General features: G+C 71.1%; 18 protein-coding genes. 13 read left to right on the forward strand and 5 right to left on the reverse strand.

Annotated features, from left to right (window positions below; translation table 11 throughout):
• Positions 1 to 6 precede the first annotated feature (6 nt).
• The 4 genes from CLV43_RS12700 to CLV43_RS12715 all read left to right on the forward strand — a co-directional run bounded on the left by CLV43_RS12700 (position 7) and on the right by CLV43_RS12715 (position 3,977).
• The gene (locus CLV43_RS12700) at positions 7 to 972 is read left to right on the forward strand and encodes an aldo/keto reductase (protein WP_106187292.1); all 966 of its coding nucleotides are present in this window, start codon (positions 7 to 9) and stop codon (positions 970 to 972) included.
• Positions 973 to 989: 17 nt separating this feature from the next.
• Positions 990 to 1,976: an aldo/keto reductase gene (locus tag CLV43_RS12705; protein WP_170155819.1), complete on the forward strand. Its 987-nt coding sequence runs from the start codon at positions 990 to 992 to the stop codon at positions 1,974 to 1,976.
• On the forward strand, positions 1,973 to 3,154 hold the full coding sequence (locus CLV43_RS12710; RefSeq protein ID WP_106187294.1) for an SGNH/GDSL hydrolase family protein: 1,182 nt from the start codon (positions 1,973 to 1,975) through the stop codon (positions 3,152 to 3,154). The genes CLV43_RS12705 and CLV43_RS12710 overlap by 4 nt, the downstream gene beginning before the upstream one ends.
• Positions 3,155 to 3,647: 493 nt before the next feature.
• Entirely contained in the window at positions 3,648 to 3,977 is a 330-nt protein-coding gene (locus CLV43_RS12715) for a hypothetical protein (protein ID WP_106187295.1), read from the forward strand.
• 21 nt (positions 3,978 to 3,998) lie between these two features.
• Here the strand turns inward: CLV43_RS12715 and CLV43_RS12720 are convergent, their stop codons facing one another.
• From CLV43_RS12720 to CLV43_RS12730, 3 genes are read right to left on the reverse strand one after another with little or no spacing between them, the layout of a single operon-like run.
• On the reverse strand, positions 3,999 to 5,621 hold the full coding sequence (locus CLV43_RS12720; protein WP_106187296.1) for a phospho-sugar mutase: 1,623 nt from the start codon (positions 5,619 to 5,621) through the stop codon (positions 3,999 to 4,001).
• On the reverse strand, positions 5,618 to 6,433 hold the full coding sequence (locus tag CLV43_RS12725) for a purine-nucleoside phosphorylase (protein ID WP_106187297.1): 816 nt from the start codon (positions 6,431 to 6,433) through the stop codon (positions 5,618 to 5,620). The genes CLV43_RS12720 and CLV43_RS12725 overlap by 4 nt, the downstream gene beginning before the upstream one ends.
• Positions 6,434 to 6,452: 19 nt before the next feature.
• Complete coding sequence (locus CLV43_RS12730) at positions 6,453 to 8,147, reverse strand: serine/threonine-protein kinase (protein WP_106187298.1); 1,695 nt, start codon at positions 8,145 to 8,147, stop codon at positions 6,453 to 6,455.
• A 131-nt stretch (positions 8,148 to 8,278) separates the two neighbouring features.
• Between CLV43_RS12730 and CLV43_RS12735 the strand changes: the two genes are divergently transcribed.
• The 6 genes from CLV43_RS12735 to CLV43_RS12760 all read left to right on the forward strand — a co-directional run bounded on the left by CLV43_RS12735 (position 8,279) and on the right by CLV43_RS12760 (position 16,453).
• Positions 8,279 to 10,099, forward strand: a complete 1,821-nt coding sequence (locus CLV43_RS12735) for a methylmalonyl-CoA mutase family protein (protein WP_245886373.1) — start codon at positions 8,279 to 8,281, stop codon at positions 10,097 to 10,099.
• Positions 10,099 to 12,270, forward strand: coding sequence for a methylmalonyl-CoA mutase (gene scpA, locus CLV43_RS12740; RefSeq protein ID WP_425445744.1), 2,172 nt, complete (start codon positions 10,099 to 10,101; stop codon positions 12,268 to 12,270). Before CLV43_RS12735 ends, scpA begins: the two co-directional genes overlap by 1 nt.
• The gene (gene meaB / locus CLV43_RS12745; protein ID WP_106187301.1) at positions 12,263 to 13,249 is read left to right on the forward strand and encodes a methylmalonyl Co-A mutase-associated GTPase MeaB; all 987 of its coding nucleotides are present in this window, start codon (positions 12,263 to 12,265) and stop codon (positions 13,247 to 13,249) included. Before scpA ends, meaB begins: the two co-directional genes overlap by 8 nt.
• A 264-nt stretch (positions 13,250 to 13,513) precedes the next feature.
• On the forward strand, positions 13,514 to 13,810 hold the full coding sequence (locus CLV43_RS12750) for a hypothetical protein (RefSeq protein ID WP_106187302.1): 297 nt from the start codon (positions 13,514 to 13,516) through the stop codon (positions 13,808 to 13,810).
• Between the two features lie 181 nt (positions 13,811 to 13,991).
• Entirely contained in the window at positions 13,992 to 15,188 is a 1,197-nt protein-coding gene (locus tag CLV43_RS12755; protein WP_106187303.1) for a M20 family metallopeptidase, read from the forward strand.
• Positions 15,185 to 16,453 (forward strand): amidohydrolase, encoded by a 1,269-nt coding sequence (locus CLV43_RS12760; RefSeq protein ID WP_106187304.1) that lies wholly within the window; start codon positions 15,185 to 15,187, stop codon positions 16,451 to 16,453. Before CLV43_RS12755 ends, CLV43_RS12760 begins: the two co-directional genes overlap by 4 nt.
• A gap of 568 nt (positions 16,454 to 17,021) precedes the next feature.
• Here the strand turns inward: CLV43_RS12760 and glpD are convergent.
• Positions 17,022 to 18,719 carry a glycerol-3-phosphate dehydrogenase gene (gene glpD / locus CLV43_RS12765; RefSeq protein ID WP_106187572.1) on the reverse strand — a complete coding sequence of 566 codons (1,698 nt, stop codon included), beginning with the start codon at positions 18,717 to 18,719 and terminating at the stop codon, positions 17,022 to 17,024.
• Between the two features lie 360 nt (positions 18,720 to 19,079).
• Here glpD and CLV43_RS12770 point away from each other — a divergent pair, with 360 nt between their 5' ends.
• Complete coding sequence (locus CLV43_RS12770; RefSeq protein WP_106187305.1) at positions 19,080 to 19,823, forward strand: MIP/aquaporin family protein; 744 nt, start codon at positions 19,080 to 19,082, stop codon at positions 19,821 to 19,823.
• Between the two features lie 19 nt (positions 19,824 to 19,842).
• Entirely contained in the window at positions 19,843 to 21,357 is a 1,515-nt protein-coding gene (glpK, locus tag CLV43_RS12775; protein ID WP_106187306.1) for a glycerol kinase GlpK, read from the forward strand.
• 162 nt (positions 21,358 to 21,519) lie between these two features.
• Here the strand turns inward: glpK and CLV43_RS12780 are convergent, their stop codons facing one another.
• Complete coding sequence (locus CLV43_RS12780; RefSeq protein ID WP_106187307.1) at positions 21,520 to 22,920, reverse strand: NAD(P)H-quinone dehydrogenase; 1,401 nt, start codon at positions 22,918 to 22,920, stop codon at positions 21,520 to 21,522.
• Between the two features lie 119 nt (positions 22,921 to 23,039).
• Between CLV43_RS12780 and CLV43_RS12785 the strand changes: the two genes are divergently transcribed.
• Positions 23,040 to 23,492, forward strand: a complete 453-nt coding sequence (locus tag CLV43_RS12785) for a gamma-glutamylcyclotransferase family protein (protein ID WP_106187308.1) — start codon at positions 23,040 to 23,042, stop codon at positions 23,490 to 23,492.
• Positions 23,493 to 23,764 lie beyond the last annotated feature (272 nt).

Here is a 23,764-nt window from a genome sequence, read left to right on the forward strand (position 1 = left end):
AGACCGATGACCACCCGCTTCCTGGGCCCGCTCGAGGTGGGCCCGCAGGGGCTGGGCTGCATGGGGATGAGCCAGTCCTACGGCAAGGGCGACGACGTCGAGTCGATCGCCACGATCCACCGGGCCCTTGAGCTCGGCGTGACGCTCCTCGACACCGCCGACATGTACGGCTCCGGCGCGAACGAGGAGCTGGTCGGCAGGGCCGTCGCCGACCGGCGCGACCAGGTCGTGCTGGCCACGAAGTTCGGCTTCACCAGGATGCCCGACCGGCCGGTCCGGGGTGACGCGGAGTACGTCCGGCAGGCGTGCGACGCCTCGTTGAGGCGGCTCGGCGTCGACCACGTGGACCTCTACTACCAGCACCGCGTCGACCCGGATGTGCCGATCGAGGAGACCGTCGGGGCGATGGCGGAGCTGGTCGGGCAGGGCAAGGTGCGCCACCTCGGGCTGTCCGAGGCCGGTGCCGCCACGATCCGCCGCGCGCACGCCGTGCACCCGATCGCGGCCCTGCAGAGCGAGTGGTCGCTCTGGACCCGCGACGTCGAGCCCGAGATCGCGCCGACGTGCGTCGAGCTGGGCATCGGCATCGTCCCGTTCTCGCCGCTCGGCCGCGGTCTGCTGACCGGTGCCGTGACCTCCCTCGACGACCTCGCCGAGGACGACATGAGGCGCGGGCTGCCCCGTTTCGAGCAGGCCAACCTCGCCCGCAACATGGCGGGCGTGGCCGCGCTGCGGGCGCTGGCCGAGGACCGCGGCGTGACCGCGGGCCAGCTCGCGCTCGCCTGGGTGCAGCACCGCGGGTCGACCGTGGTGCCGATTCCCGGCACCAAGCGCAGGAGGTACCTGGAGGAGAACGTCGCCGCGGCCTCGTTGGAGCTGACCGCCGACGACCTCGCCGCCATCGACGCCGCCGTTCCGGCCGCCGCGGGTGACCGCGCCACGGCCGCCATGCTCCGCCTCGCCAACCACTGACACGGGGGATGACACTGATGAAAACCCGTTCTCTCGGCCCGATCGAGGTCGGCTCCCAGGGCCTCGGCTGCATGGGCATGAGCGCCTTCTACGGCGCCGACCGCGACGACGCCGAGTCGATCGCCACGATCCACCGCGCGCTCGAGCTCGGCGTCACGATGCTCGACACTTCCGACGCCTACGGGCCGCACACCAACGAGGAGCTGGTCGGCCGGGCCATCGCCGACCGCCGCGACCGGGTCGTGCTGGCCACCAAGTTCGGCATCGCCGAGCGCGACGCCGACGGCCACGCCCGCATCCGCGGTGACGCCGACTACGTCCGCTCGGCCGCCGAGGACTCGCTCAAGCGGCTCGGCGTCGACCACGTGGACCTCTACTACCAGCACCGCGTCGACCGGACCGTGCCGATCGAGGAGACCGTCGGCGCCATGGCCGAGCTGGTGGAGCAGGGCAAGGTCCGCCACCTCGGCCTGTCCGAGGCCAGTGCCGACAACATCCGCCGCGCGCACGCCGTGCACCCGATCACGGCCGTCCAGTTCGAGTGGTCGCTGTGGTCGCGCGAGATCGAGGTCGAGATCGTCCCGACGGCCCGTGAGCTGGGGATCGGCGTCGTCGCGTACTCGCCGCTCGGCCGCGGGTTCCTGACCGGCAGCATCAGGTCGACCGACGACCTCGCGCCCACCGACTTCCGCCGCATCGCCCAGCCCCGGTTCACCGGCGAGAACCTGGAGCGCAACCAGGCGATCGTCGAGTCGCTGCGGGCCGTCGCCGCGCAGCACGACGTGACGCCTGGCCAGATCGCGTTGGCGTGGGTGCAGCACCGTGGCTCCGACGTGGTGCCGATCCCCGGCACCAAGCGGCGCAAGTACCTGGAGGAGAACGTCGCCGCGGCCTTGCTGGAGCTCACGCCCGAACAGCTCGCCACCATCGAGGCCGCTGTTCCCGCCGACGCCGTGGCGGGTGAGCGGTACTCGGAGGGCAGCATGAAGTCGATCGACCGATGAGGCGCCTCGCGATCGGCCTCGCCGCGGTCCTGCTGCTGTCCGGCGGCACGTCGGGCGCCCGTCCGCCCGCCGTGCCGGACGGCTGGGTCGGCACCTGGGGCGGTGCGGCCGCCGCCGGTGTCGGCAACGGGTACGTCGACTACTCGATCCGCAACATCGTCCACACCAGCGTCGGCGGCTCCGCCGTCCGCGTCCGCCTCTCCAACCGCTTCAGCCCCCAACCCGTCCTCATGGGCCACGTGTCCGTCGCCGTCTCGGCGCGCGCCGGCTACCCGGAGGCCGTCGCGGGCACCATGCGCGAGCTCACCTTCGGCGGCAGCCCCACCGTCACCATCCCCGCCGGCGCGGAAATCCTCAGCGACCAGGTCTCCCTCCGCGTCCCCCGCGACGCCGACCTCCTCGTCACCACCTACACCCCGGCCCCGTCCGGCCCCGTCACCTACCACGGCCTCGCCACCCAGACGTCGTTCTTCACCCGCGACGGCGACTTCGCCCTGGAGACGTCCGGCGCGAGCTACGACGAGCAGACCACCGCCTGGCACTACATCACCGCCGTCGACGTCCGCGGCTCCAACGCCGCGGGCACGGTCGTCGCCTTCGGCGACTCGATCACCGACGGCGCGGGAGCCACCTCCGGCGCCAACAAGCGCTGGCCCGACCTCCTCGCCGACCGCCTGGCAGGCCGCCTCGGCGTCGTCAACTCCGGCATCTCCGGCAACCGCCTGCTGCTGGACGGCGGCGGCGCAGGCGTCAACGCCCTGGCGCGGTTCGACCACGACGTCCTCGCGGAGACCGGCGTCCGCTCGGTCATCCTGCTGGAGGGCATCAACGACATCCAGCAGTCCCCGCACCAAACCGACCCGGCACCCCTCATCACCGCCTACCGCCAGTTCACCACCCAGGCCCACTCCCACGGCATCAAGGTCCTCGGCGCCACCGTCCTCCCCTTCAAGGGCTGGCTCATCTACGACCCGACCCTCGAAGCCACCCGCCAGGCCCTCAACGACTTCATCCGCACAAGCGGCACCTTCGACGCCGTCATCGACTTCGACAAAGCCATCCAAGACCCGAACGACCCCCTCACCATGCGCCCCGACTACGACAGCGGCGACCACCTCCACCCCAACGACGCCGGCTACCAGGCCATGGCCAACGCCGTAAACCTGAACAAGCTCTAACCCAAGCCACCTACCTACCTACCTACCTACCCACCCACCCCACCCCGTCGGGCGCAGCCCGCCAGCGCGCATCCGGCGCGGAGCGCCTGGGGCCTCGTCGGCGCCAGCCGATGCCCTGTCCGCCGCGAGGCGCGGATGCCTTGTCCAAGGGCGAAGCCGAGGATGCCCCGTCCGACGGCGAAGCCGAGGATGCCTGGTCAGGCGCAGCCTGATAGCTGGCGAAGCCAGATCCCCTCCCGCCCCCGATAAACAGCGCCCTCCTGATTGATCTTGGTTTGTCAAGACAGCTCTATCGTCTTGACAAACCAAGATCAATCATTGGAACAATCGCGCGCCGGGGGCAGGGCTTCGCGGGGGGTGGGTCCCCGAAACGCGCACAAGGGCCGGGCTCCCCCACCCCCGACCACACCCCCAAGTGGTGGATGATCAGAACGCGGGCCGTGGAACCACTCAGGCCCGTGCGCGTCCTAGTAAGCACACACAGGAGGGGGTCATGGACACTTCAATCATGAGGTCCAGCAGCAGGAGCAAGCGCATCACCTGGGGTGGCGGCCTGTCGGTCAGCCTTGGTCTGATCGGGTTGCCGCTGGTGTTCATGGGCGTGTGGCCCACGGTCGACCACAGCCCGTGGGACACCAACACGATGATCCTGGCCGCGGGTGTCTTCCTCTGCACGGTGAGCTACATCTCCGGGCGCATCGCGGTCGCCGCGGTGACCGAGGAGCGCCGCCAGCCGATCGCCCCGCCCACGAGGCGTCCTTACGTGGTGGCGGGTGTGTCGCTGGCGGTCGCGATCCTCTGCCTGGTGTTCGCGCTCAACTGACCCCTGCCCGCGCGGTGGCTTTCAGCCGAGCAGGGTCTCGACCTGCGTCCTGAGCTCCGCGAGACGTGCCGCGGCCCGGTCGCGGGCGGGTGCGACCCCGTCCGCGACCGGTTCGACCACTTCGAGGTACGCCTTGAGCTTGGGTTCGGTGCCCGACGGTCGGACGACGACGCGCACGCCGTCCCGCGTCAGCCGCAGCACGTCCGCCTCGGGCAGCAGGTCCTCGTAGGCGAAGCCGTCCGGTGGGTTCTGCCGCAGCCTGGCCATCAGGGCGTCGATGCGGCTCAGGTCGGTGAACCTGAGCGACACCTGGTCGGTGAGGTGCACGCCGTGCTCGACCGACAGCTGGTCGAGGGCGTCGAGCAGGGTCCGGCCGGAGGCCTTGAGGGTGGCGGCGAGGTCGCAGGCGACGACGGCGGCGGAGATGCCGTCCTTGTCCGTCACGGCGTCCGGGTCCACGCAGTGCCCGAGCGCTTCCTCGTAGGCGTAGACGAGGCCTTCGCCCGCGCGCACCAGCCACTTGAAGCCGGTCAGGGTCTCGGCGTACCGGGCGCCCTGCGCCTTGGCGATCTCGCCGAGCAGCGACGACGACACGATCGTGGTCGCCACCAACGGGTCCGGGTGCGCGGAGCGGTCCACTGTGGACAGCACGAGCGAGCCGAGGAGCACGCCGGTCTCGTCGCCGCGCAGCATCCGCCAGGTGCCGTCGGGCTGCCGCACGCCGAGAGCGCACCGGTCGGCGTCGGGGTCCAGCGCGACGGCCAGGTCGGCGTTCTCCCGCGCGGCCATGGCGAGCAGCTCGTCCGCCGCGCCCGGCTCCTCCGGGTTCGGGAACGCCACGGTGGGGAAGTCCGGGTCCGGCACGGCCTGCGACCGGACCACCCGCACGTCGGTGAAACCCGCGCGCCGCAACGCCTCCACGGCGGTCTGGCCGCCGACGCCGTGCATCGGGGTCAGCACCACGCGCAGGTCGCGGGCGGTGCCCTTCGGCAGCGACGACACGCGTTCCAGGTACTCGTCGACCTCGGCGTCGGTGACCGGCAGCCAGTCCGCCGACGTCTCCACCGACACCGCGGCGGGCACCCGTGCCACGGCGGCCTCGATCTCGCGGTCCGCGGGCGGCACGATCTGCCCGCCGCCGGACAGGTACAGCTTGTAGCCGTTGTCCGCGGGCGGGTTGTGCGACGCGGTGATCTGCACGCCCGCGACCGCGCCGTGCTTGCGCACCAGGAAGGCCAACACTGGCGTGGGCAGCGGGCGGGGCAGCACGCGCACGGTGAAGCCCGCCGCCGCGAGCACTCCGGCCGCGGCCCGGCAGAAGTCCTCCGAACCGTGCCGGGCATCGCGGCCGACGAACACGGTGCCGGTGTGCCCGCCCGCGCGCAGCCAGTCCGCCAGCCCGGCGGTGGTGCGGGTGACGACGGCGCGGTTCATCCCGTTGGGGCCCGCCCGGACCGGGCCGCGCAGGCCCGCGGTGCCGAACGTGAGCGGCCCGGCCATGCGGTCGGCCAGCTCCTCCGCCGCGCCGGGGGCGCCACCCATCGCCCGTGCGAGGACGCCCTGCAGCTCGGCACGCGCGGCGGGGTCGGGGTCGTCGGCGATCCAGCGGAACGCGGCGTCGCGCAGGGCCGGGGTCAGGCTCATGCCCTGGTCACCAGCTCCCGGAGCAGCGCGCCCATGCGGGACGCGGCGGCGGCGCCCGCCTCCAGCACCTCGAGGTGGTCGAGCGGCTCACCGGTGATGCCCGCCGCGAGGTTCGTCACCAGCGACAGGCCGAAGACCTCCACGCCCTCCGCGCGGGCCGCGATGGCCTCCAGCACGGTCGACATGCCCACCAGGTCCGCGCCCATCGTGCGCAGCATCCTGATCTCCGCGGGCGTCTCGAAGTGCGGGCCCGGCAGGCCCGCGTAGACGCCCTCCTCCAACGACGGGTCGATCTCCTGGGCGATGGCCCGCAGCCGGGGCGAGTACAGGTCGGTCAGGTCCACGAACCGCGCGCCCACCAGCGGCGACGACGCGGTCAGGTTCAGGTGGTCGCTGATCAGCACGGGCTGGCCGACGGCCATGCCCTGGCGCAGGCCGCCCGCGGCGTTGGTCAGCACGACCGTGCGCGCGCCCGCGGCGGCGATGGTGCGCACGCCGTGCACGACCTTCGCGATGCCCTTGCCCTCGTACCCGTGCGTGCGGCCCAGCATGACCAGCACGTTCTTGTCGCCCACCGGCACCGAGCGGATCGTGCCGCCGTGGCCGACGGCGGTCGGCGCGTCGAAGCCCGGCAGGTCGCCGAACGGCACCTCCGCCGAGGGCTCGCCGATCAGGTCGGCGGCGGGCCGCCAACCCGACCCGAGCACAACGGCGACGTCGTGCTCGGCCACTCCGGTGCGGTTCGCCAGCTCCTCCGCGGCCCGGCAGGCCTGCGGGTCCGGAGCGGTCTTGTCGTCGTTTGTCCCGGTCACCGCGTGAGCGTAACCGCGGTCAGCCCACCACGGAGAACGTGCTCGCGATGGTGTCGAAGAGCCGGACGCGGCCGGTCTCCTCCTGGTCGGTGGGGAACACCACCTCGACCACCCACAGGTCGTCGCCGTGCGGCACGATCCGCGAGAACCGCGACCGCCGCAGGTCCGCGCCCGGTTTCGGGTAGGTCTCGGTCAGCGGGATGGCCGACTCGACCGTGCGGTAGCTGAACTGGACCGCCTCGACGTCGTAGTCGTTGCCGGGCACCTCGGGCAGGCCCTGGCTGAGCTCGGAGAAGTAGTGCTCCTCGGGCCAGTGCGACCGCACGAGCCTGAGGTAGTTGCCGATCCGGTACTTCGGGTAGTAGCCGCCGAACCGCTGCACGGCCACCTCGTACAGCCCGTTCGGGGCGATCAGGTGGGTGACGGTGCTGGGGGGCAGCTCGTCGTTCTGGCGCTGCTCGACGTAGGTGGTCCAGTCCGGGGCGACGCTGATGGTGAACCGGGCGCCCTGGTCGCCGTTCGCGGCGGCCGCCGAGGCCGTGCGCGGCACCAGCTCCTGGGACTCCCCGATGCCGGGCACGTTCGGCGTGCTCTGCTGCGCGGGCGGGAGCAGCGACGCGCCCGCGACGTACCTGGTCAGGACGAACCCGCCCGCGGTGGCCGTGGCGAAGACCAGCACCGTGACCAGGACGAGCAGCGCGGTCACGGCGGGCTCGCGCCGGGGCTCCACGACCCGCGTCGGCTGCCGGGACACCTGGAACGGCAGCGGGCCGGGGTCGGAGGCCAGCGGGGTGTCCGACGGGATCACCGGCTTCGGCTTCACGACCGGCGCCCGCACGGTGATCCGCAGGTCGCGGGTCACCTCGTTGGACGGGAACAGCTCCAGTCCGGGCTCGGCCAGCAGCGGCCGGACCAGCCTGCGCACCTCGGTCAGCGACATCCGCGCGTCGGGCCGCTTCACCATCAGGCCCGCGATGACCGGGGCCAGCTCCTCCGCGTCGACCGGCGGGGGCACCTCGTGGTGGACGACCGCGTTGATCGTGCGCAGCACGTTCGTGCCGTCGTAGGGCGGGGTGCCGGACATGGCCGCCCACAGCGTGGCGCCGAGGCCCCACAGGTCGGCGGCCGTGGTCAGGGGCGCGCCGGAGGCCACCTCGGGCGCGATGTAGGAGGGGGTGCCGAGCATGATGCCGCGGCTGGTCATCGTCGCGTCGGCGACGTTGCGGGCGATGCCGAAGTCGGTGAGCTTGATCCGCCCGTCGTCGGAGATCAGCACGTTGCCCGGCTTCACGTCGCGGTGCACGATGCCCGCCCGGTGCGCCGACTCCAGCGCCGCCGCCACCGCGTCCGCCACGGCCGCGCCCTGCTCCAGGGTCAGCGGTCCGCGCTGCCGGATCAGGTCGGCCAGGCTGGAGGACGGCACCAGCTCCATGACCACGTAGGGGTCGCCGTCGAGCTGCACGACGTCGTAGAGCGTCACCAGGTTGGGGTGGGAGAGGCGGGCGACCGAGCGCGCCTCGCGCATGGTCCGCTCGCGCAGCACCTCCGCCTCGGCGTCGGTCGTGCCGGGCGGGCGCAGCACCTCCTTGACCGCGACGTCACGGCGCAGGACCTCGTCGTGGGCCGCCCACACGATCCCCATGGAGCCGCGGCCGAGCACGTGGTGCAGCCGGTAGCGCTCCCCGATCAAGCGCGCTGTCCGCTCGTTCTCCACGGCGCCATTCTGCACAATTAGGGGTTCTTTAGGGGCCGGGGCCACCCTGGGCGCGTGGGAGGCTTACTGCATCGTTCACGGCGGTGAACCTCACATAGCCGCCCCACTCCTTGTCGGTGACACTTCGGAGCATGATGGAACCGTCCGGCGATTTGGCTCTGGCCGCCGAGTTCCCGACGCCTGATCGGGAACGCTGGCGGGAACTGGTCGACGGGGTCCTGAGGAAATCGGGCGCCCCGTTCGAGTCCCTGGTCTCCACCACCTACGACGGCATCTCCATCAGTCCTCTCTACACCGCGGAGGACGTCTCGCCGCCCAGCGGTTTCCCCGGTGTGGCGCCGTTCGTGCGCGGGGGAAGTCCCCACGGCGCGGTGGACGGCGGCTGGCTCGTCCGCCAGCTGCACGCGCACCCCGACCCGGCGGTCGCCAAGCACGCGGTGATGGGCGACCTGCTCAACGGCGTCGGCTCGCTGTGGCTCAAGGTCGGCTCGGCGGGCGTGCCCGCGGCCGCGCTGGACGACGTGCTCGCGGACGTCTACCTCGACCTCGCCCCCGTGGTGGTCGACGGCGGCGCCGAGTTCGCCGAGGCCGGTCGCGCGATGCTGAAGGTCTTCGACGAGCGGCCGCTGCTGCCCAGCGAGGTGCGCGGCAACCTCGGCGCGGACCCGGTCGGCGTGCTCGCGCGCTCCGGCGGCGAGGCCGACTTCCCGGCCCTGCTCGACCTGGTCACGCGGTCCCGCAGGCTGTTCCCGGAGCTGCGCACGGTCGTCGTCGACGGCCTGCCGTTCCACCAGGCGGGTGGCTCGGACGCCCAGGAGCTGGGCGCGTCGCTCGCGGCGGGCGTGGCCTACCTGCGGGCGCTCACCGACGCCGGGCTGACCGTCGCGGAGGCGGCCGGGCAGCTGGAGTTCCGCTACGCCGCGAGCGCCGACCAGTTCCTCACCATCGCGAAGTTCCGCGCGGCCCGGCGGCTCTGGTCGCGGGTCACCGAGGTCGCGGGCTCGACGACGCCGCAGCTCCAGCACGCGGTCACGTCCACGGCCATGATGACCAGGCGCGACCCGTGGGTGAACATGCTGCGCACCACGATCGCGTGCTTCGGCGCCGGTCTGGGTGGTGCGGACGCGGTGACCGTGCTGCCGTTCGACGCGGCCATCGGGCTCCCGGACGACTTCGCCCGGCGGATCGCGCGCAACACCCAGTCCGTGCTCCTGGAGGAGTCGCGGCTCGCCGGTGTGATCGACCCGGCGGGCGGCTCCTGGTACGTGGAGCGGCTGACCGACGAGCTCGCGCGGGCCGCGTGGGCGTGGTTCCAGGAGATCGAGCGCGCGGGCGGCGTCGTGGCGGGCCTGCGGTCCGGGTTCGTCGCCGACCGGCTGGCGCGGACGTGGGCGGCGCGCGAGGCGAACCTGGCCGACCGCACCGACGCGCTCACCGGCGTGAGCGAGTTCCCGAACCTGGCCGAGAAACCGGTGGAGCGCCCGCCCGCGCCCGCCGACCCGACCGGCGGCCTGCCGGTCATCCGGTACGCGCAGGCCTACGAGGCGCTGCGCGACCGCTCGGACGCGCACCTGGCCGCGCACGGTCGGCGGCCCACCGTCTTCCTCGCCACGCTCGGCCCGGTCGCCGCGCACACCGCGCGGGCGTCGTTCGCGGCGAACCTGTTCCAGGCGGGCGGGATCGACACGCCCAACGCCGGTCCCACGAGGACGGTGCAGGACGTGGTCGACGGGTTCCGCGCGAGCGGGGCCGCGATCGCGTGCCTGTGCGGCAGCGAGAAGAGCTACGGCGAGCTGGCCGTGCCGGTGGCGGAGGCGTTGCGCGCCGCCGGTGCCGAGCGGATCCTGCTGGCGGGCAAGGAGTCCCCGGCGGAGGTCGACGAGCTCGTGTTCACCGGGTGTCCGGCACTGGACGTCCTCGACCACACCTTCGCGGCCCTGGAGGTGGCGTGATGATCCCGGACTTCGCCGACGTCCCGCTCGGCGACCCCGCCGAGTCCACGGTGGACAACTGGCAGCGGGCGCTGCACGAGACCACGGGCAAGGGCGCCGACGCGCTCATGTGGGAGACGCCGGAGGGCATCGGCGTGAAGCCGGTGTACTCCGCCGCGGACACCGAGGGCCTCGACTTCCTGGCCACCTACCCCGGCATCGCGCCGTACCTGCGCGGGCCGTACCCGACGATGTACGTCAACCAGCCGTGGACGATCCGGCAGTACGCCGGGTTCTCCACCGCCGAGGAGTCCAACGCCTTCTACCGCCGCAACCTCGCGGCGGGCCAGAAGGGCCTGTCGGTCGCGTTCGACCTGGCGACCCACCGCGGCTACGACTCCGACCACCCGCGCGTCGCCGGTGACGTCGGCATGGCGGGCGTGGCGATCGACTCGATCTACGACATGCGGCAGCTCTTCGACGGCATCCCGCTGGACAAGATGAGCGTGTCCATGACGATGAACGGCGCCGTGCTGCCGGTGCTGGCGCTCTACGTGGTCGCGGCCGAGGAGCAGGGGGTGGCGCCGGAGCAGCTGGCCGGGACCATCCAGAACGACATCCTCAAGGAGTTCATGGTCCGCAACACCTACATCTACCCGCCCGCGCAGTCGATGCGGATCATCTCGGACATCTTCTCCTTCACCTCGCGGAAGATGCCGAAGTACAACTCGATCTCCATCTCCGGCTACCACATGCAGGAGGCCGGGGCGACCGCCGACCTGGAGCTGGCCTACACGCTGGCCGACGGCGTCGAGTACCTGCGGGCCGGTCGCGCGGCGGGCCTGGACATCGACGCGTTCGCGCCGCGGCTGTCGTTCTTCTGGGCCGTGGGCATGAACTTCTTCATGGAGGTCGCGAAGCTCCGCGCCGCCCGGCTGCTGTGGGCGAAGCTGGTGAAGGGCTTCGACCCCAAGTCACCGAAGTCGCTGTCGCTGCGCACGCACTGCCAGACGTCGGGGTGGTCGCTGACCGCTCAGGACGTCTTCAACAACGTCACCCGCACCTGCGTCGAGGCGATGGCCGCGACCCAGGGGCACACGCAGTCGCTGCACACCAACGCGCTGGACGAGGCGCTGGCGCTGCCGACGGACTTCTCCGCGCGGATCGCCCGCAACACCCAGCTGTTCCTCCAGCAGGAGTCGGGCACCACGCGGGTGATCGACCCGTGGGGCGGCAGCGCGTTCGTGGAACGGCTCACCAACGACCTGGCGCACCGCGCGTGGGGGCACATCACCGAGGTCGAGGCCGCGGGCGGCATGGCCAAGGCGATCGAGGCGGGCATCCCCAAGCTGCGCATCGAGGAGGCCGCGGCCCGCACCCAGGCGCGGATCGACTCCGGCCGCCAGCCGGTGATCGGCGTGAACAAGTACCAGGTCGAGTTCGACGAGAAGATCGACGTGCTCAAGGTCGACAACGCGGGCGTGCGCACCCAGCAGCTGGAGAAGCTGCGGCGGCTGCGCGAGGAGCGCGACAGCGGGGCCGTCGAGTCCGCGCTGGAGGCGTTGACCAAGGCGGCCTCGGGCGAGGGGAACCTGTTCGCGCTCGCGATCGACGCGGCGCGGGCGAAGGCCACCGTCGGCGAGATCTCCGAGGCGCTGGGGAAGGTCTGGGGCCGCCACTCGGCGCAGATCCGGACCATCTCCGGGGTGTACCGGGAGGAGTCCGGCGCGGTGTCCAACGTGGACGCGACCCGAGCGGTCGTCGAGGAGTTCGCCGAGGCGGAGGGCCGCCGTCCCCGCATCCTGGTGGCGAAGATGGGCCAGGACGGGCACGACCGCGGCCAGAAGGTGATCGCTACCGCGTTCGCCGACCTCGGCTTCGACGTGGACGTCGGACCGCTGTTCCAGACGCCCGGCGAGGTGGCGCGGCAGGCCGTGGAGGCCGACGTGCACGTGGTCGGCGTGTCGTCGCTGGCCGCCGGGCACCTCACGCTGGTGCCCGCGCTGCGCGACGAGCTGGCGGAGCTGGGCCGCGACGACATCATGATCGTGGTCGGCGGCGTGATCCCGCCGCAGGACTTCGACGCGCTGCGCGAGGCGGGCGCGGCGGCGATCTTCCCGCCCGGCACGGTCGTCGCCGACGCGGCGGGGGACCTGCTGGGCAGGCTGGCCGCCCAGCTCGGCCATGCCTAGGGCGGTCGACGTCGGCGAGTACGCGAAGGGCGTGCTGGCCGGGAACCGGGGCACGCTGGCGCGCGCGATCACGCTGGTCGAGTCCACCAGGGCCGACCACCGCGCGTGGGCGCAGGAGCTGCTCGTCGAGCTGCTGCCGCACGCGGGCGGCGCGCACCGGGTCGGCATCACCGGCGTGCCCGGTGTCGGCAAGTCGACGTTCATCGACGCGCTGGGCACCAAGCTGACCGGCGAGGGGCACCGGGTGGCCGTGCTGGCCGTCGACCCGTCGTCGACCCGCACCGGCGGCAGCATCCTCGGCGACAAGACCAGGATGGCCAGGCTGGCGGTCGACCCCGCCGCCTACATCCGGCCGTCGCCGACCTCGGGCACGCTAGGCGGCGTGGCGCAGGCGACCAGGGAGACCATCGTCCTGGTCGAGGCCGCGGGCTACGACGTCGTGCTGGTCGAGACGGTCGGCGTCGGGCAGTCCGAGGTGGCCGTCGCGAACATGACGGACTGCTCGCTGTTCCTCACCCTCGCCCGCACCGGCGACCAGCTCCAGGGCATCAAGAAGGGCGTGCTGGAGCTGGCCGACGTGATCGCGGTCAACAAGGCCGACGGCGAGCACGAGCTGGAGGCCAGGAAGGCCGCGCGCGAGCTGGCCGGGGCGCTGCGGCTGCTCCGACCGCCCGGCGCGCTGTGGCACCCGCCCGTCCTCACGTGCAGCGCGCTGACCGGCGCCGGCATGGACGACGTGTGGGCGCAGATCGGCAAGCACCACGCCGCCCTCACCGGGGCGGGGGAGCTGGCCGAGCGGCGCAGGCGCCAGCAGGTGGACTGGACGTGGGCGATGGTGCGGGACCAGCTGCTCGGGCGGTTGCGCGCCCACCCGGACGTGCGGACGCTGGCGCCGGAGCTGGAGCGGCAGGTTCGGGAAGGCGAACTCACCGCGACCCTCGCGGCCGAACGCATCCTCAAGGCGTTCACGACCGGGTGATGCCACAGTGGTCCACCACTCGATCGGTCGCGGTGTGTTCCTTGATCGCGAAGCGGGCACCCCCTATCGGGGTACCCGGGTGCTCGACTCGCGGGCCATTGGGGACGCCTATGTACCCGTGGCCGTTTTCGGGGCTCCTAAGTGGTGAGAGGAGGCGATACTCGGGGTGAAGGGGATACCGGTCCGGGTGACCACTGACAGTGGTAACCGGGACGCGCGGTGACTAACCTGGTGACCATGCGGCGATTGGTGTCCAGTGCGTGCGTGGCTCTCCTGTTCGCGCTGGCCGGTGCGTTCACGCTGGTGGCGCCCGCGGGAGCCGCGGTGAGCCCGGCCGTGCACCACGGGGTGCACGTCTTCGCGCAGCAGACGGAGACGGTCGACCCGACGAACACGGGACCAGACCTCAACCCGCCGCAGGAGAACCGCTCGATCGGGGCCGACACCAAGAAGAAGCTCTGGATCGGCGGCATCGCGGTACTGCTCTTCGCGCTCGTCTACTGGCGCAACAAGCGCCGGTACAACAAGTGGCGCAAGGCGCGCAAGGCCGCCGCCGGCTGACCCGAAGCGTTCCATCTGCTGGGAATCGGCATCCGGTATACGGTCGTCCGGTAGGAATCGCGAGGCAGTGATCGGTCAGGCCGAACCCTCGGCCGCCGTTTGGCGCAGCGTCGCGACCGGCCGTCGTTGATCACCGGAAGGGCACTTCGGCCCGCCGGGACGTGATGCAGGATGGACGCAAATGAGTACCGAATTCAAGATCAGCACACGCTCATCCGTGGAGCGGTACTCGACGGTGCTCACCGACCTCTCGCGCAGCATCCACGCCGAGCCCGAGATCGCCTTCCAGGAGCACCGCAGCGCCGAGAAGGTGGCGACGCTGCTGGCTGGCGAGGGCTTCGAGGTCGAACGCGGCGTCGCGGACCTGGACACGGCGTTCACCGCGACCTACGGCTCCGGTGAGCTCGTCCTCGGCCTGTGCGCCGAGTACGACGCGCTCCCCGAGATCGGCCACGCCTGCGGCCACAACGTGATCGCGGCCTCCAGCGCGGGCGCGGCACTGGCGCTGCGCGACCTGGCCGACGAGCTCGGCATCACGGTCAAGGTGATCGGCACGCCCGCCGAGGAGGTGGGCGGCGGCAAGGTGCTCATGCTGGAGCGCGGCGTGTTCGACGACGTGGCGTTCTCGATGATGGTGCACCCCGCCCCGTACGAGGCCATCGCGGCCCGGTCGCTGGCGATCACCGACGTGGAGGTCCACTACACCGGCCGGTCCTCGCACGCCGCCGCGGCGCCGCACCTCGGCGTCAACGCGGCGGACGCGATCACGGTGGCCCAGGTCGCGATCGGCCTGGTCCGCCAGCACCTGGAACCCGGCCAGATGGTCAGCGGCATCGTCCTCAACGGCGGCACGGTGCCCAACATCGTGCCCGCGCGGACGTCGGCGATGTTCGACCTGCGCGCCGAGAACCTCGAATCACTGCAGCGCCTCGAGAACCGAATCGGGGACTGCTTCCACGCCGGGGCCCTGGCCACCGGCTGCACCCATGAGGTCGTCAAGGTCTCGCCGATCTACGCCGAGCTCACCCCGGACCAGTGGCTCGCGGACGCCTACCGGCAGGCCGCGGTCGCACTGGGGAGGCGTCCGCTCAGTCCCGAACGGGAACTGCGGGAGAAGATCGGCAGCACCGACATGGGCAACGTCACCCGCGTGCTGCCCGCCATCCACCCGACCATCGCCATCGACTGCGGAGACGCGGTGAACCACCAAATCGAGTTCGCGACCGCCTGCGCGTCGGCTTCCGCCGACCAGGCGGTGCTCGAAGGAGCACTGGCCATGGCCTGGACGACCATTACCGCGGCCACGGATCCGGACCAGCGCGCGAGGCTGCTCGCCGCCGCTGCCGACCGTGCCGCCCCTCTCGGAGGTACGGCATGACCGTCCTGGATTCGCGGACCGACCTGTCACGGGAGGAGTCCGAAGTGCTGTTGACCCGGCAGGGGGTGAGCATTGCCCCTGTGGATGATCCCGGCGAGGGGCGTGGTCCCTCTTGGCTCGACGACTGGCTGACCGCGAACGCGGCCGAGGTCGTCGCCTGGCGCAGGCACCTCCACGCGAACCCGGAGCTGTCCCGCAAGGAGTACGCCACGACCGAGCTCATCGCCGGGCTGCTGCGCTCCGTCGGGCTCAAGCCCAGGACCCTGCCCGGTGGCACCGGGCTCGTCTGCGACATCGGCAGCGGCCCGCGCTGCGTGGCGCTGCGCGCGGACATGGACGCGTTGCCGTTGCAGGAGAACACCGGGCTGCCCTTCGCCTCCACTGTGGACGGCGCCTCGCACGCCTGTGGACACGACGCGCACACGACCGTGCTGCTCGGCGCGGCCCTGGCGCTGGCGTCGGCCACCGAGCTGCCCGGCCGGGTCCGGCTGATCTTCCAGCCCGCCGAGGAGGTCATGCCGGGCGGTGCGCTGGACGTGCTCGCCGCGGGCGGCCTCGACGGCGTGGAGCGGATCTTCGGGCTGCACTGCGACCCCCGGCTGGAAGTGGGCCGGGTGGGGACCCGCGTGGGTGCCATCACGTCGGCCAGCGACCTGCTGGAGCTGCGCCTGACCTCGCCCGGTGGCCACACCTCCCGTCCGCACCTCACCGCGGACCTGGTCAACGCCCTGGGCACGGTGATCACGGGCCTGCCGTCGTTCCTGTCCCGCAGGGTGGACCCGCGTTCGGGCACCGTCCTGGTGTGGGGTGCCGTGCACGCGGGCGAAGCCGCGAACGCGGTGCCGCAGGACGGGGTGCTGCGCGGGACGTTGCGGACCGGCGACCGGGAGATCTGGGCCGAGCTGGAACCGCTGGTGAAGGAACTGGTGGGAGCGCTGCTGGCACCCACCGGGGTCGGGTTCGACCTGCACCACCGCCGGGGGGTGCCGCCGGTGGTGAACGAGCGGGACTCGACGCTGCTGATGAGGGCGGGGATCGAGGCTGCGCTGGGGGAGGACGCGCTGGCCGGGACGGAGCAGTCCTCCGGTGGGGAGGACTTCGGGTGGTACCTGGAGCACGTGCCGGGGTCGTTCGCGCGGCTCGGGGTGTGGGACGGGGTGAGCAAGCAGAAGGACCTGCACCAGCCGACGTTCGACCTGGACGAGAGGGCGTTGCTGGTGGGGGTGCGGGTGATGGTTCACACGGCTTTGGCGGCTTTGGCTTGATGTGGGGGTGGGGGGCGTCCTGTCGCCTGTGGTGAGGCCGGTTTGTTGCCCTATCACTGTGTCGGGCTTTGGTCGTCTTGCGGTGTGAGGCCGGCTTCTGGCCTTTCCCCTCGGTGAGTCCGGCTCTTTGCCCTCTCGTCCCGTGAGTCCGGCTTGTGGTCCTCCCACCCGTGGGAAGCCCGGCCCCCGGCGCGCGATTGTCTCAATGCTTGATCTTGCTTGTCAAGACGATGAAGCTGTCTTGACAAGCAAGATCAAGCAGGAGGGCGCTGTGGATCGGGGGCAGAGGGGAGGTCTGGCTTCGCCAGCATCAGGCTGCGCCTGACCAGGCATCCTCGGCTTCGCCGTCGGACAAAGCATCCTCGGCTTCGCCGTCGGACGGGGCATCCGCGCTTCGCGGCGGACAGGGCATCCTGGCTGCGCTGCGGACAAGGCCCCAGGCGCTTCGCGCCGGATGCGCGCTGGCGGGCTGCGCCCGTCGGGGTGTTGTGCTCGATTTTGTTGGGTTTGTTGCTGCCCCGCACCTAGGCTTTGGTTTGGGTGCGGGGCGGTGGTGTGTCTGTCTTGGTTATGAGACCGGTTCGATTAGTTGGGGCCTGGCTTCTGGGGCGGCGGAGCGGACGCCGTCTGCGGCTTGGTCGCTTGGTTGGGTTTGGGATTCGCGTTCGGCTTCCACGCGGGCGATGTAGACCTCGACCTCGCGTTTGATCTGCTCCTCGTCCCAGCCGTGGACGGTGGCGATGAGTCTGGCGACGGCTTCGGCGCTGTCGACGCCGCGGTGGGGGTACTCGATGGAGATGCGGGTGCGCCTGGTGAGGACGTCCTCCAGGTGGAGTGCGCCCTCGTGGCTGACGGCGTAGAGGACCTCGACCTGGAGGTAGTCCGGGGAGCCGGGGACGGGTTTGAGGAGTTCGGCGTTGTCGCGGGTGAGGCCGAGGACCTCGTGCACCAGCGAGCCGTAGCGGTCGAGCAGATGCCGCACGCGGTACGGGTGCAGGCCGTAGCGGGTGGCGAGCTGGTCGGCCTGGTTGACGAGGGCGTGGTAGCCGTCGGCGCCGACGAGGGGGACCTTGTCCGTGATGGACGGTTGGATGCGGCCGGGTACGTCGACCGAGGCGGCGTCGACGGCGTCGGCGCCCATGACGCGGTAGGTCGTGTACTTGCCGCCCGCGATGGCGACGAGGCCGGGGGAGACCCTGGCGACGGCGTGTTCGCGGGAGAGCTTCGAGGTGGACTCGTCCTCGCCCGCGAGCAGGGGGCGCAGGCCGGCGTAGACGCCTTCGATGTCCTCGTGGGTCAGCGGGGTCGCGAGGACCGAGTTGACGTGTTCGAGGATGTAGTCGATGTCCTTGCGGGTGGCCGCGGGGTGGGCGAGGTCGAGGTTCCAGTCGGTGTCGGTGGTGCCGACGATCCAGTGGTTGCGCCACGGGATGACGAAGAGGACCGACTTCTCGGTGCGCAGGATCATGCCGGACTCGGAGACGATCCGGTCGCGGGGGACGACGATGTGCACGCCCTTGCTGGCGCGCACGCGGAAGCGGCCGCGGCTGCCCGCCAGGCGCTGCAGCTCGTCGGTCCAGACGCCGGTGGCGTTGATCACCGCGTGGGCGCGGACGTCGGTCTCGCGGCCGTCCTCGACGTCGCGGACGCGCACACCGGAGACCCGGTCGGCCTCGCGGAGGAACTCGATGACCTGGGTGGACGTCCGCACGACGGCGCCGTAGTGGGCGGCGGTGCGGCCGACCATCATCGTGTGGCGGGCGTCGTCGGCCTGGGCGTCGAAGTAGCGGATGCCGCCGATGAGGGCGTCGCGCTTGAGCGCGGGCACCATCCGCAGCGCGCCCGCCCTGGTCAGGTGCTTCTGACCGGGGACGGAACGCCTGCCGCCCATGGAGTCGTAGAGGAACAGGCCCGCCGCGGTGTAGGGGCGCTCCCAGACCCGCTTGGTCAGCGGGTAGAGGAACGCGACCGGCTTCACGAGGTGCGGGGCGATCCGGTTGAGCATCAGCTCGCGCTCGCGCAGCGCCTCGCGCACCAACCCGAACTCGAGCTGCTCGAGGTAGCGCAGGCCGCCGTGGAACAGCTTGCTGGACCGGCTCGACGTGCCGGAGGCGAGGTCGCGGGCCTCGACGAGCGCGACCCGCAGGCCGCGCGTCGCGGCATCCAGCGCGGCGCCGACACCGACCACGCCGCCGCCGATGATGACGACGTCGAAGGTCTCGGTCTCCAGCCGTCGCCAGGACTCCTCGCGTTCCAACGGCCCCATGCGACCGGTTACGGCCGCCTCGACCTCGGTCTCGGTTTGTTCGTGCACCGCTGCTGTCCGGGGCTTGCGCGTGGCCACGACAGACGCCTCCCTGCGCTGACCTGTACTGACCCACAGCACGCTACTCGTAGGTAAGGGGATTCGGGGGATGGAGGGCTTCCGTTGGCGCGCTCTAACGGTTCGTGGTGTGCTGACCAGGAGCGAACGACCCTAAAACGGCCTGAACTGACCACGGACCCATAGACAACCGATCAGTTCGACGGTTAGCTTCAGGTCGCATCACAGGGTGGGCAGCGCGGCCGGACCCGAGCTCGGACGCGCCTCTTCGCCCTGTCCGCCACACGGCGAGGAGGCTGGCGAATGAGTGCAGGTTCGATCTTCGTCTGGGAGACCCTCGGCACCGCGATACTGATCTTGCTGGGTACCGCGGTCGTAGCCAACCACGTGCTCCGCAACACCAACGGCAACGGTGCGGGCACCCTGTTCATCAACTTCGGCTGGGCGTTCGCGGTCTTCACCGGTGCGAGCGTCGCCGCGAAGAGCGGCGCCCACCTCAACCCCGCGGTCACCCTGGGGCTGGCCATCAGCGGCAAGACCCCCTGGGGCGACGTCCCCGTCTACTTCGCGGGCCAGATGGTCGGCGCCGTCATCGGCGCGATGCTCACCTGGGCCACCTACAAGCTGCAGTTCGACGCGCACGACGAGCCGGGCGGCACGCTCGGGATCTTCTCCACCGCCCCGACCATCCGCAACACCCCGTGGAACCTCGTCACGGAGATCATCGGCACGTTCGTGCTCGTCGCGTGGATCCTGCTGAGCCCCGGCGCGAAGATGGCCGAGAACGGCCTGCCGAACTTCGGCAACTCCGCGCTCGGCTACGCGGGTGTCGCGTTCGTCGTGCTGGTGATCGGTACCTCGCTCGGCGGTCCGACCGGGTACGCCATCAACCCGGCCCGCGACCTCGGCCCCCGCATCGCCTACGCGTTCCTGATGCCCATCAAGGGCAAGGCCAACCCGGACTGGGGCTACTCCTGGATCCCCGTCGTCGGACCGTTCGTCGGCGGCGCGCTGGCGGCCCTGCTCTACCTGGTACTCCCGGTCTGAAGATGAGAGGACACCTCGCATGACCCAGTACGTGGCCGCGATCGACCAGGGCACCACCTCGACCAGGTGCATGATCTTCGACCACTCCGGTCGGGTCGTCTCGGTCGACCAGAAGGAGCACGAGCAGATCTTCCCCAAGGCGGGATGGGTCGAGCACGACCCGGAGGAGGTCTGGTCGAACACCCGCCAGGTCGCCGCGGGCGCGCTCGCCAAGGCCGACCTGAACGCGAGCGACATCGCCGCGGTCGGCATCACCAACCAGCGCGAGACCGCGGTGGTGTGGGACAAGACCACCGGCAAGCCCGTGTACAACGCGATCGTCTGGCAGGACACCCGCACCGACAGGATCTGCCAGGAGCTGGAGGCGTTGGGCGGCGGGCAGGAGCGGTACCGCGAGAAGACCGGCCTGCCGCTGGCGACCTACTTCTCCGGCCCGAAGGTCCGCTGGATCCTGGACAACGTCGACGGCGCCCGCGCCAAGGCGGAGGCCGGTGACCTGCTGTTCGGCAACATGGACACCTGGGTGCTGTGGAACATGACCGGCGGCGTCGACGGCGGTGTGCACGTCACCGACCCGACGAACGCCTCGCGCACCCTGCTGATGGACCTCGACACGCTGACGTGGGACGAGTCCATCGCGTCCGACATGAAGATCCCGCTGTCGATGCTCCCGGAGATCAGGTCGTCGTCCGAGGTCTACGGCCAGGTCAGGGAACGGGGTGCGCTCGCGGGCCTGCCGATCGCGGGCATCCTCGGCGACCAGCAGGCCGCGACGTTCGGCCAGGCGTGCCTGTCGCCCGGCGAGGCGAAGAACACCTACGGCACCGGCAACTTCGTGCTGCTCAACACCGGCACGGAGAAGGTGCTCAGCAACAACGGGCTGCTCACCACGGTCTGCTACAAGATCGGCGACAACGCCACGGTGTACGCCCTGGAGGGCTCCATCGCGGTCACCGGCTCGCTGGTGCAGTGGCTGCGGGACAACCTCGGCATGATCGGCACGGCCGCTGAGATCGAGGAGCACGCGCGGTCCGTCGAGGACAACGGCGGCGCGTACTTCGTGCCCGCGTTCTCGGGTCTGTTCGCGCCGTACTGGCGGTCCGACGCGCGCGGCGCGATCGTCGGCCTCACCCGGTACGTCAACAAGGGCCACCTGGCCCGCGCGGTGCTGGAGGCCACGGCCTTCCAGTCCCGCGAGGTCATCGACGCCATGAACGCTGACTCGGGTGTGGAGCTGACGTCGTTGAAGGTCGACGGCGGCATGGTCGTCAACGAGCTGCTCATGCAGTTCCAGGCGGACATCCTGGGCGTGCCGGTCATCCGGCCGGTCGTCGCCGAGACCACCGCGCTCGGCGCCGCCTACGCCGCGGGTCTCGCCGTCGGGTTCTGGGCTGGTGAGGACGACATCCGCGAGAACTGGGCGCAGGACAAGCAGTGGGACCCGTCCATGGACGAGGACCAGCGGGCCCGCGAGTACAAGAACTGGAAGAAGGCCGTCACCCGCACGCTGGACTGGGTCGACAAGGAGGAGTGATCACCAGGATGAAGGACCACCGCGCGAGGTCGCGTCGGTAGGTCGGGTCGCCATTCTTTCGAGCCGGGCGGGGACGGAGTCTCTGCCCGGCTCGAAAGAATCGAGGCTCGACGTGCCGACTCCCGGCGACCGAGCCGCCGTCTGCGGAGCAGCGGCCATGTTTCAGTCCAGGTCGTCGTGGCGCATGAGCTGGCGGCCGGACTCGGTGATGGAGCCCGAGAGGGACGGGTAGACGGAGAACGTGGTGGCGAGGTCTTCCACGGTGAGCTGGTTCTGCACGCTCAGCGCGATCGGCAGGATCAGCTCGCTGGCGTTCGGGGCGACCACGACGCCGCCGATGACCACGCCGGTTGCCGGGCGGCAGAACAGCTTCACGAAGCCGCGGCGCAGGCCCTCCATCTTGGCGCGGGGGTTCGTGGCGAGCGGCAGCATGATCGTGCGGGCCGGGACCTTGCCGGAGTCGATCGCCTGCTGGCTGATGCCGACGTTGGCGATCTCCGGGTTGGTGAACACGTTCGCGGCGACCGTCTTGAGCTTGATCGGGCTGACGCCCTCGCCCAGCGCGTGCCACATCGCGATCCGGCCCTGCATGGCCGCGACCGACGCCAGCAGCATCAGGCCGGTGCAGTCGCCCGCCGCGTAGACGCCGGAGACGTTCGTGCGCGACACCCGGTCGACCGGGATGTACCCGCCGCGCCCGAGCTCGATGCCGATCTTGTCCAGGCCGATGTCGGTGGTGTTGGGCACCGAGCCGACCGCCACGAGGGCGTGGCTGGCCTCGACCACGCGACCGTCCTCCAGGTGGATCTTCACGCCGTCGCCGACGTTCTCCACCTTCTCGGCCCGCGCGTGCTTCACGACCTCCGTGCCGCGTTCCGCGAACACGTCCTCCAGCACCGCCGCCGCGTCCGCGTCCTCGTGCGGCAGCACCCGGTCGCGGCTGGAGATCATGGTGACCTTCACGCCCAGCTCGGTGTACGCCGAGGCGAACTCGACACCCGTGACACCCGAGCCGACCACGGCCAGGTGCTCGGGGAGCTCGGGCAGGTCGTAGATCTGCCGCCAGTTCAGGACGCGCTTGCCGTCGGGCTCGGCACCGGGCAACACGCGCGGGGTCGCACCTGTGGCGATCAACACCACGTCGGCCGACAGCGTCTCCGACGCGCCCGAGCTCTCGACCACGATCCGGTGCTGCGCGAGCCCCCGCGAGTCGTCGCAGAACTTCGCCGTCCCGGTGATGATCTGCACCCCCTCGCGCTGCAGCCGCGCACGGATGTCCGCCGACTGCGCCAGCGCAAGGCCCTTCACCCGTCCGTGCACCACCGGCAGGTCCACCACGGCGGCGTCGTTGTCGGCGCCGATGCCCAGCTCACCGGCGTTGCGGAACGCGCTGCGACCACCCGCGGAGGCGATGAACGTCTTCGACGGCACGCAGTCGTAGAGCACGCACGCGCCCCCCACGCCGTCCGTCTCCACGACCGTCACTTCGGCCCCGTGCTGAGCTGCGACGAGCGCGGCTTCGTACCCAGCCGGGCCGCCGCCCATGATGACGATGCGGGTCACGCCAGATCCTCCTCAGACAGCGGCAACGGCCGCGGTCAACCGTACGCGGTCGGGTCGATCTCCGTGTCGCGCGGTCTGGTGTTCCTCAAGGTGATCGCGGGGTCGCTAGGCTGTCGGTCGTGCCGCTCTATGCCGCGTACGGGTCGAACATGGATCCGAACCAGATGATGGAGCGAGCCCCCTACTCCCCGATGGCGGGGACTGGCTGGCTCGCGGGTTGGCGTCTGTCGTTCGGTGGCGAGGACCTCGGCTGGGAGGGCGCTCTCGCCACCATCGTCGAAGACCCGGAAGCCCAGACCTTCGCAGTCCTCTACGACGTCAGCCCACGCGACGAGTCGCGCCTGGACAGGTGGGAAGGCGCACTGGGCCTCTACAAGAAGATCCGCCTCAGAGTCCAGACCCTCGAAGGCTCCGTCGTCGCCTGGCTCTACGTCCTGGACGCCTACGAAGGCGGCCTACCGTTAGCCAGGTACCTCGGCGTCGTCTCCGACGCCGCAGAAGCCGCAGGCGCCCCAGACGACTACGTAGCCGACCTCCGCACCAAACCCTGCCGCGGCATCGGCTCCGGCTGACAACAGCAACAAAGCCCAAGCCCAAGCACAAGCAAAGCCACTGCCCCAAAGCGACGGCGACGGCGACGGCGAAGCCGAGCACCAACGACCCGCCCTAAAGCCGATTGACCAGCACAAGCAGGCCAACCGGCAACGGAACGTGGCCGATTTTACTTGGGGTTTTTGGGCCTAAAATTAGTCGGCGGGCAGGCTCTACCACCTGCCCTTTTTCGCCCGACGAGGCCCAAAAAGAGGGGCCCCAAGTCAAATCGGCCACAGCACGACGCAACCGA

It is taken from the genome of Umezawaea tangerina, assembly GCF_003002815.1.
In the GTDB taxonomy this organism is placed as follows: Bacteria; Actinomycetota; Actinomycetes; order Mycobacteriales; family Pseudonocardiaceae; genus Umezawaea; species Umezawaea tangerina.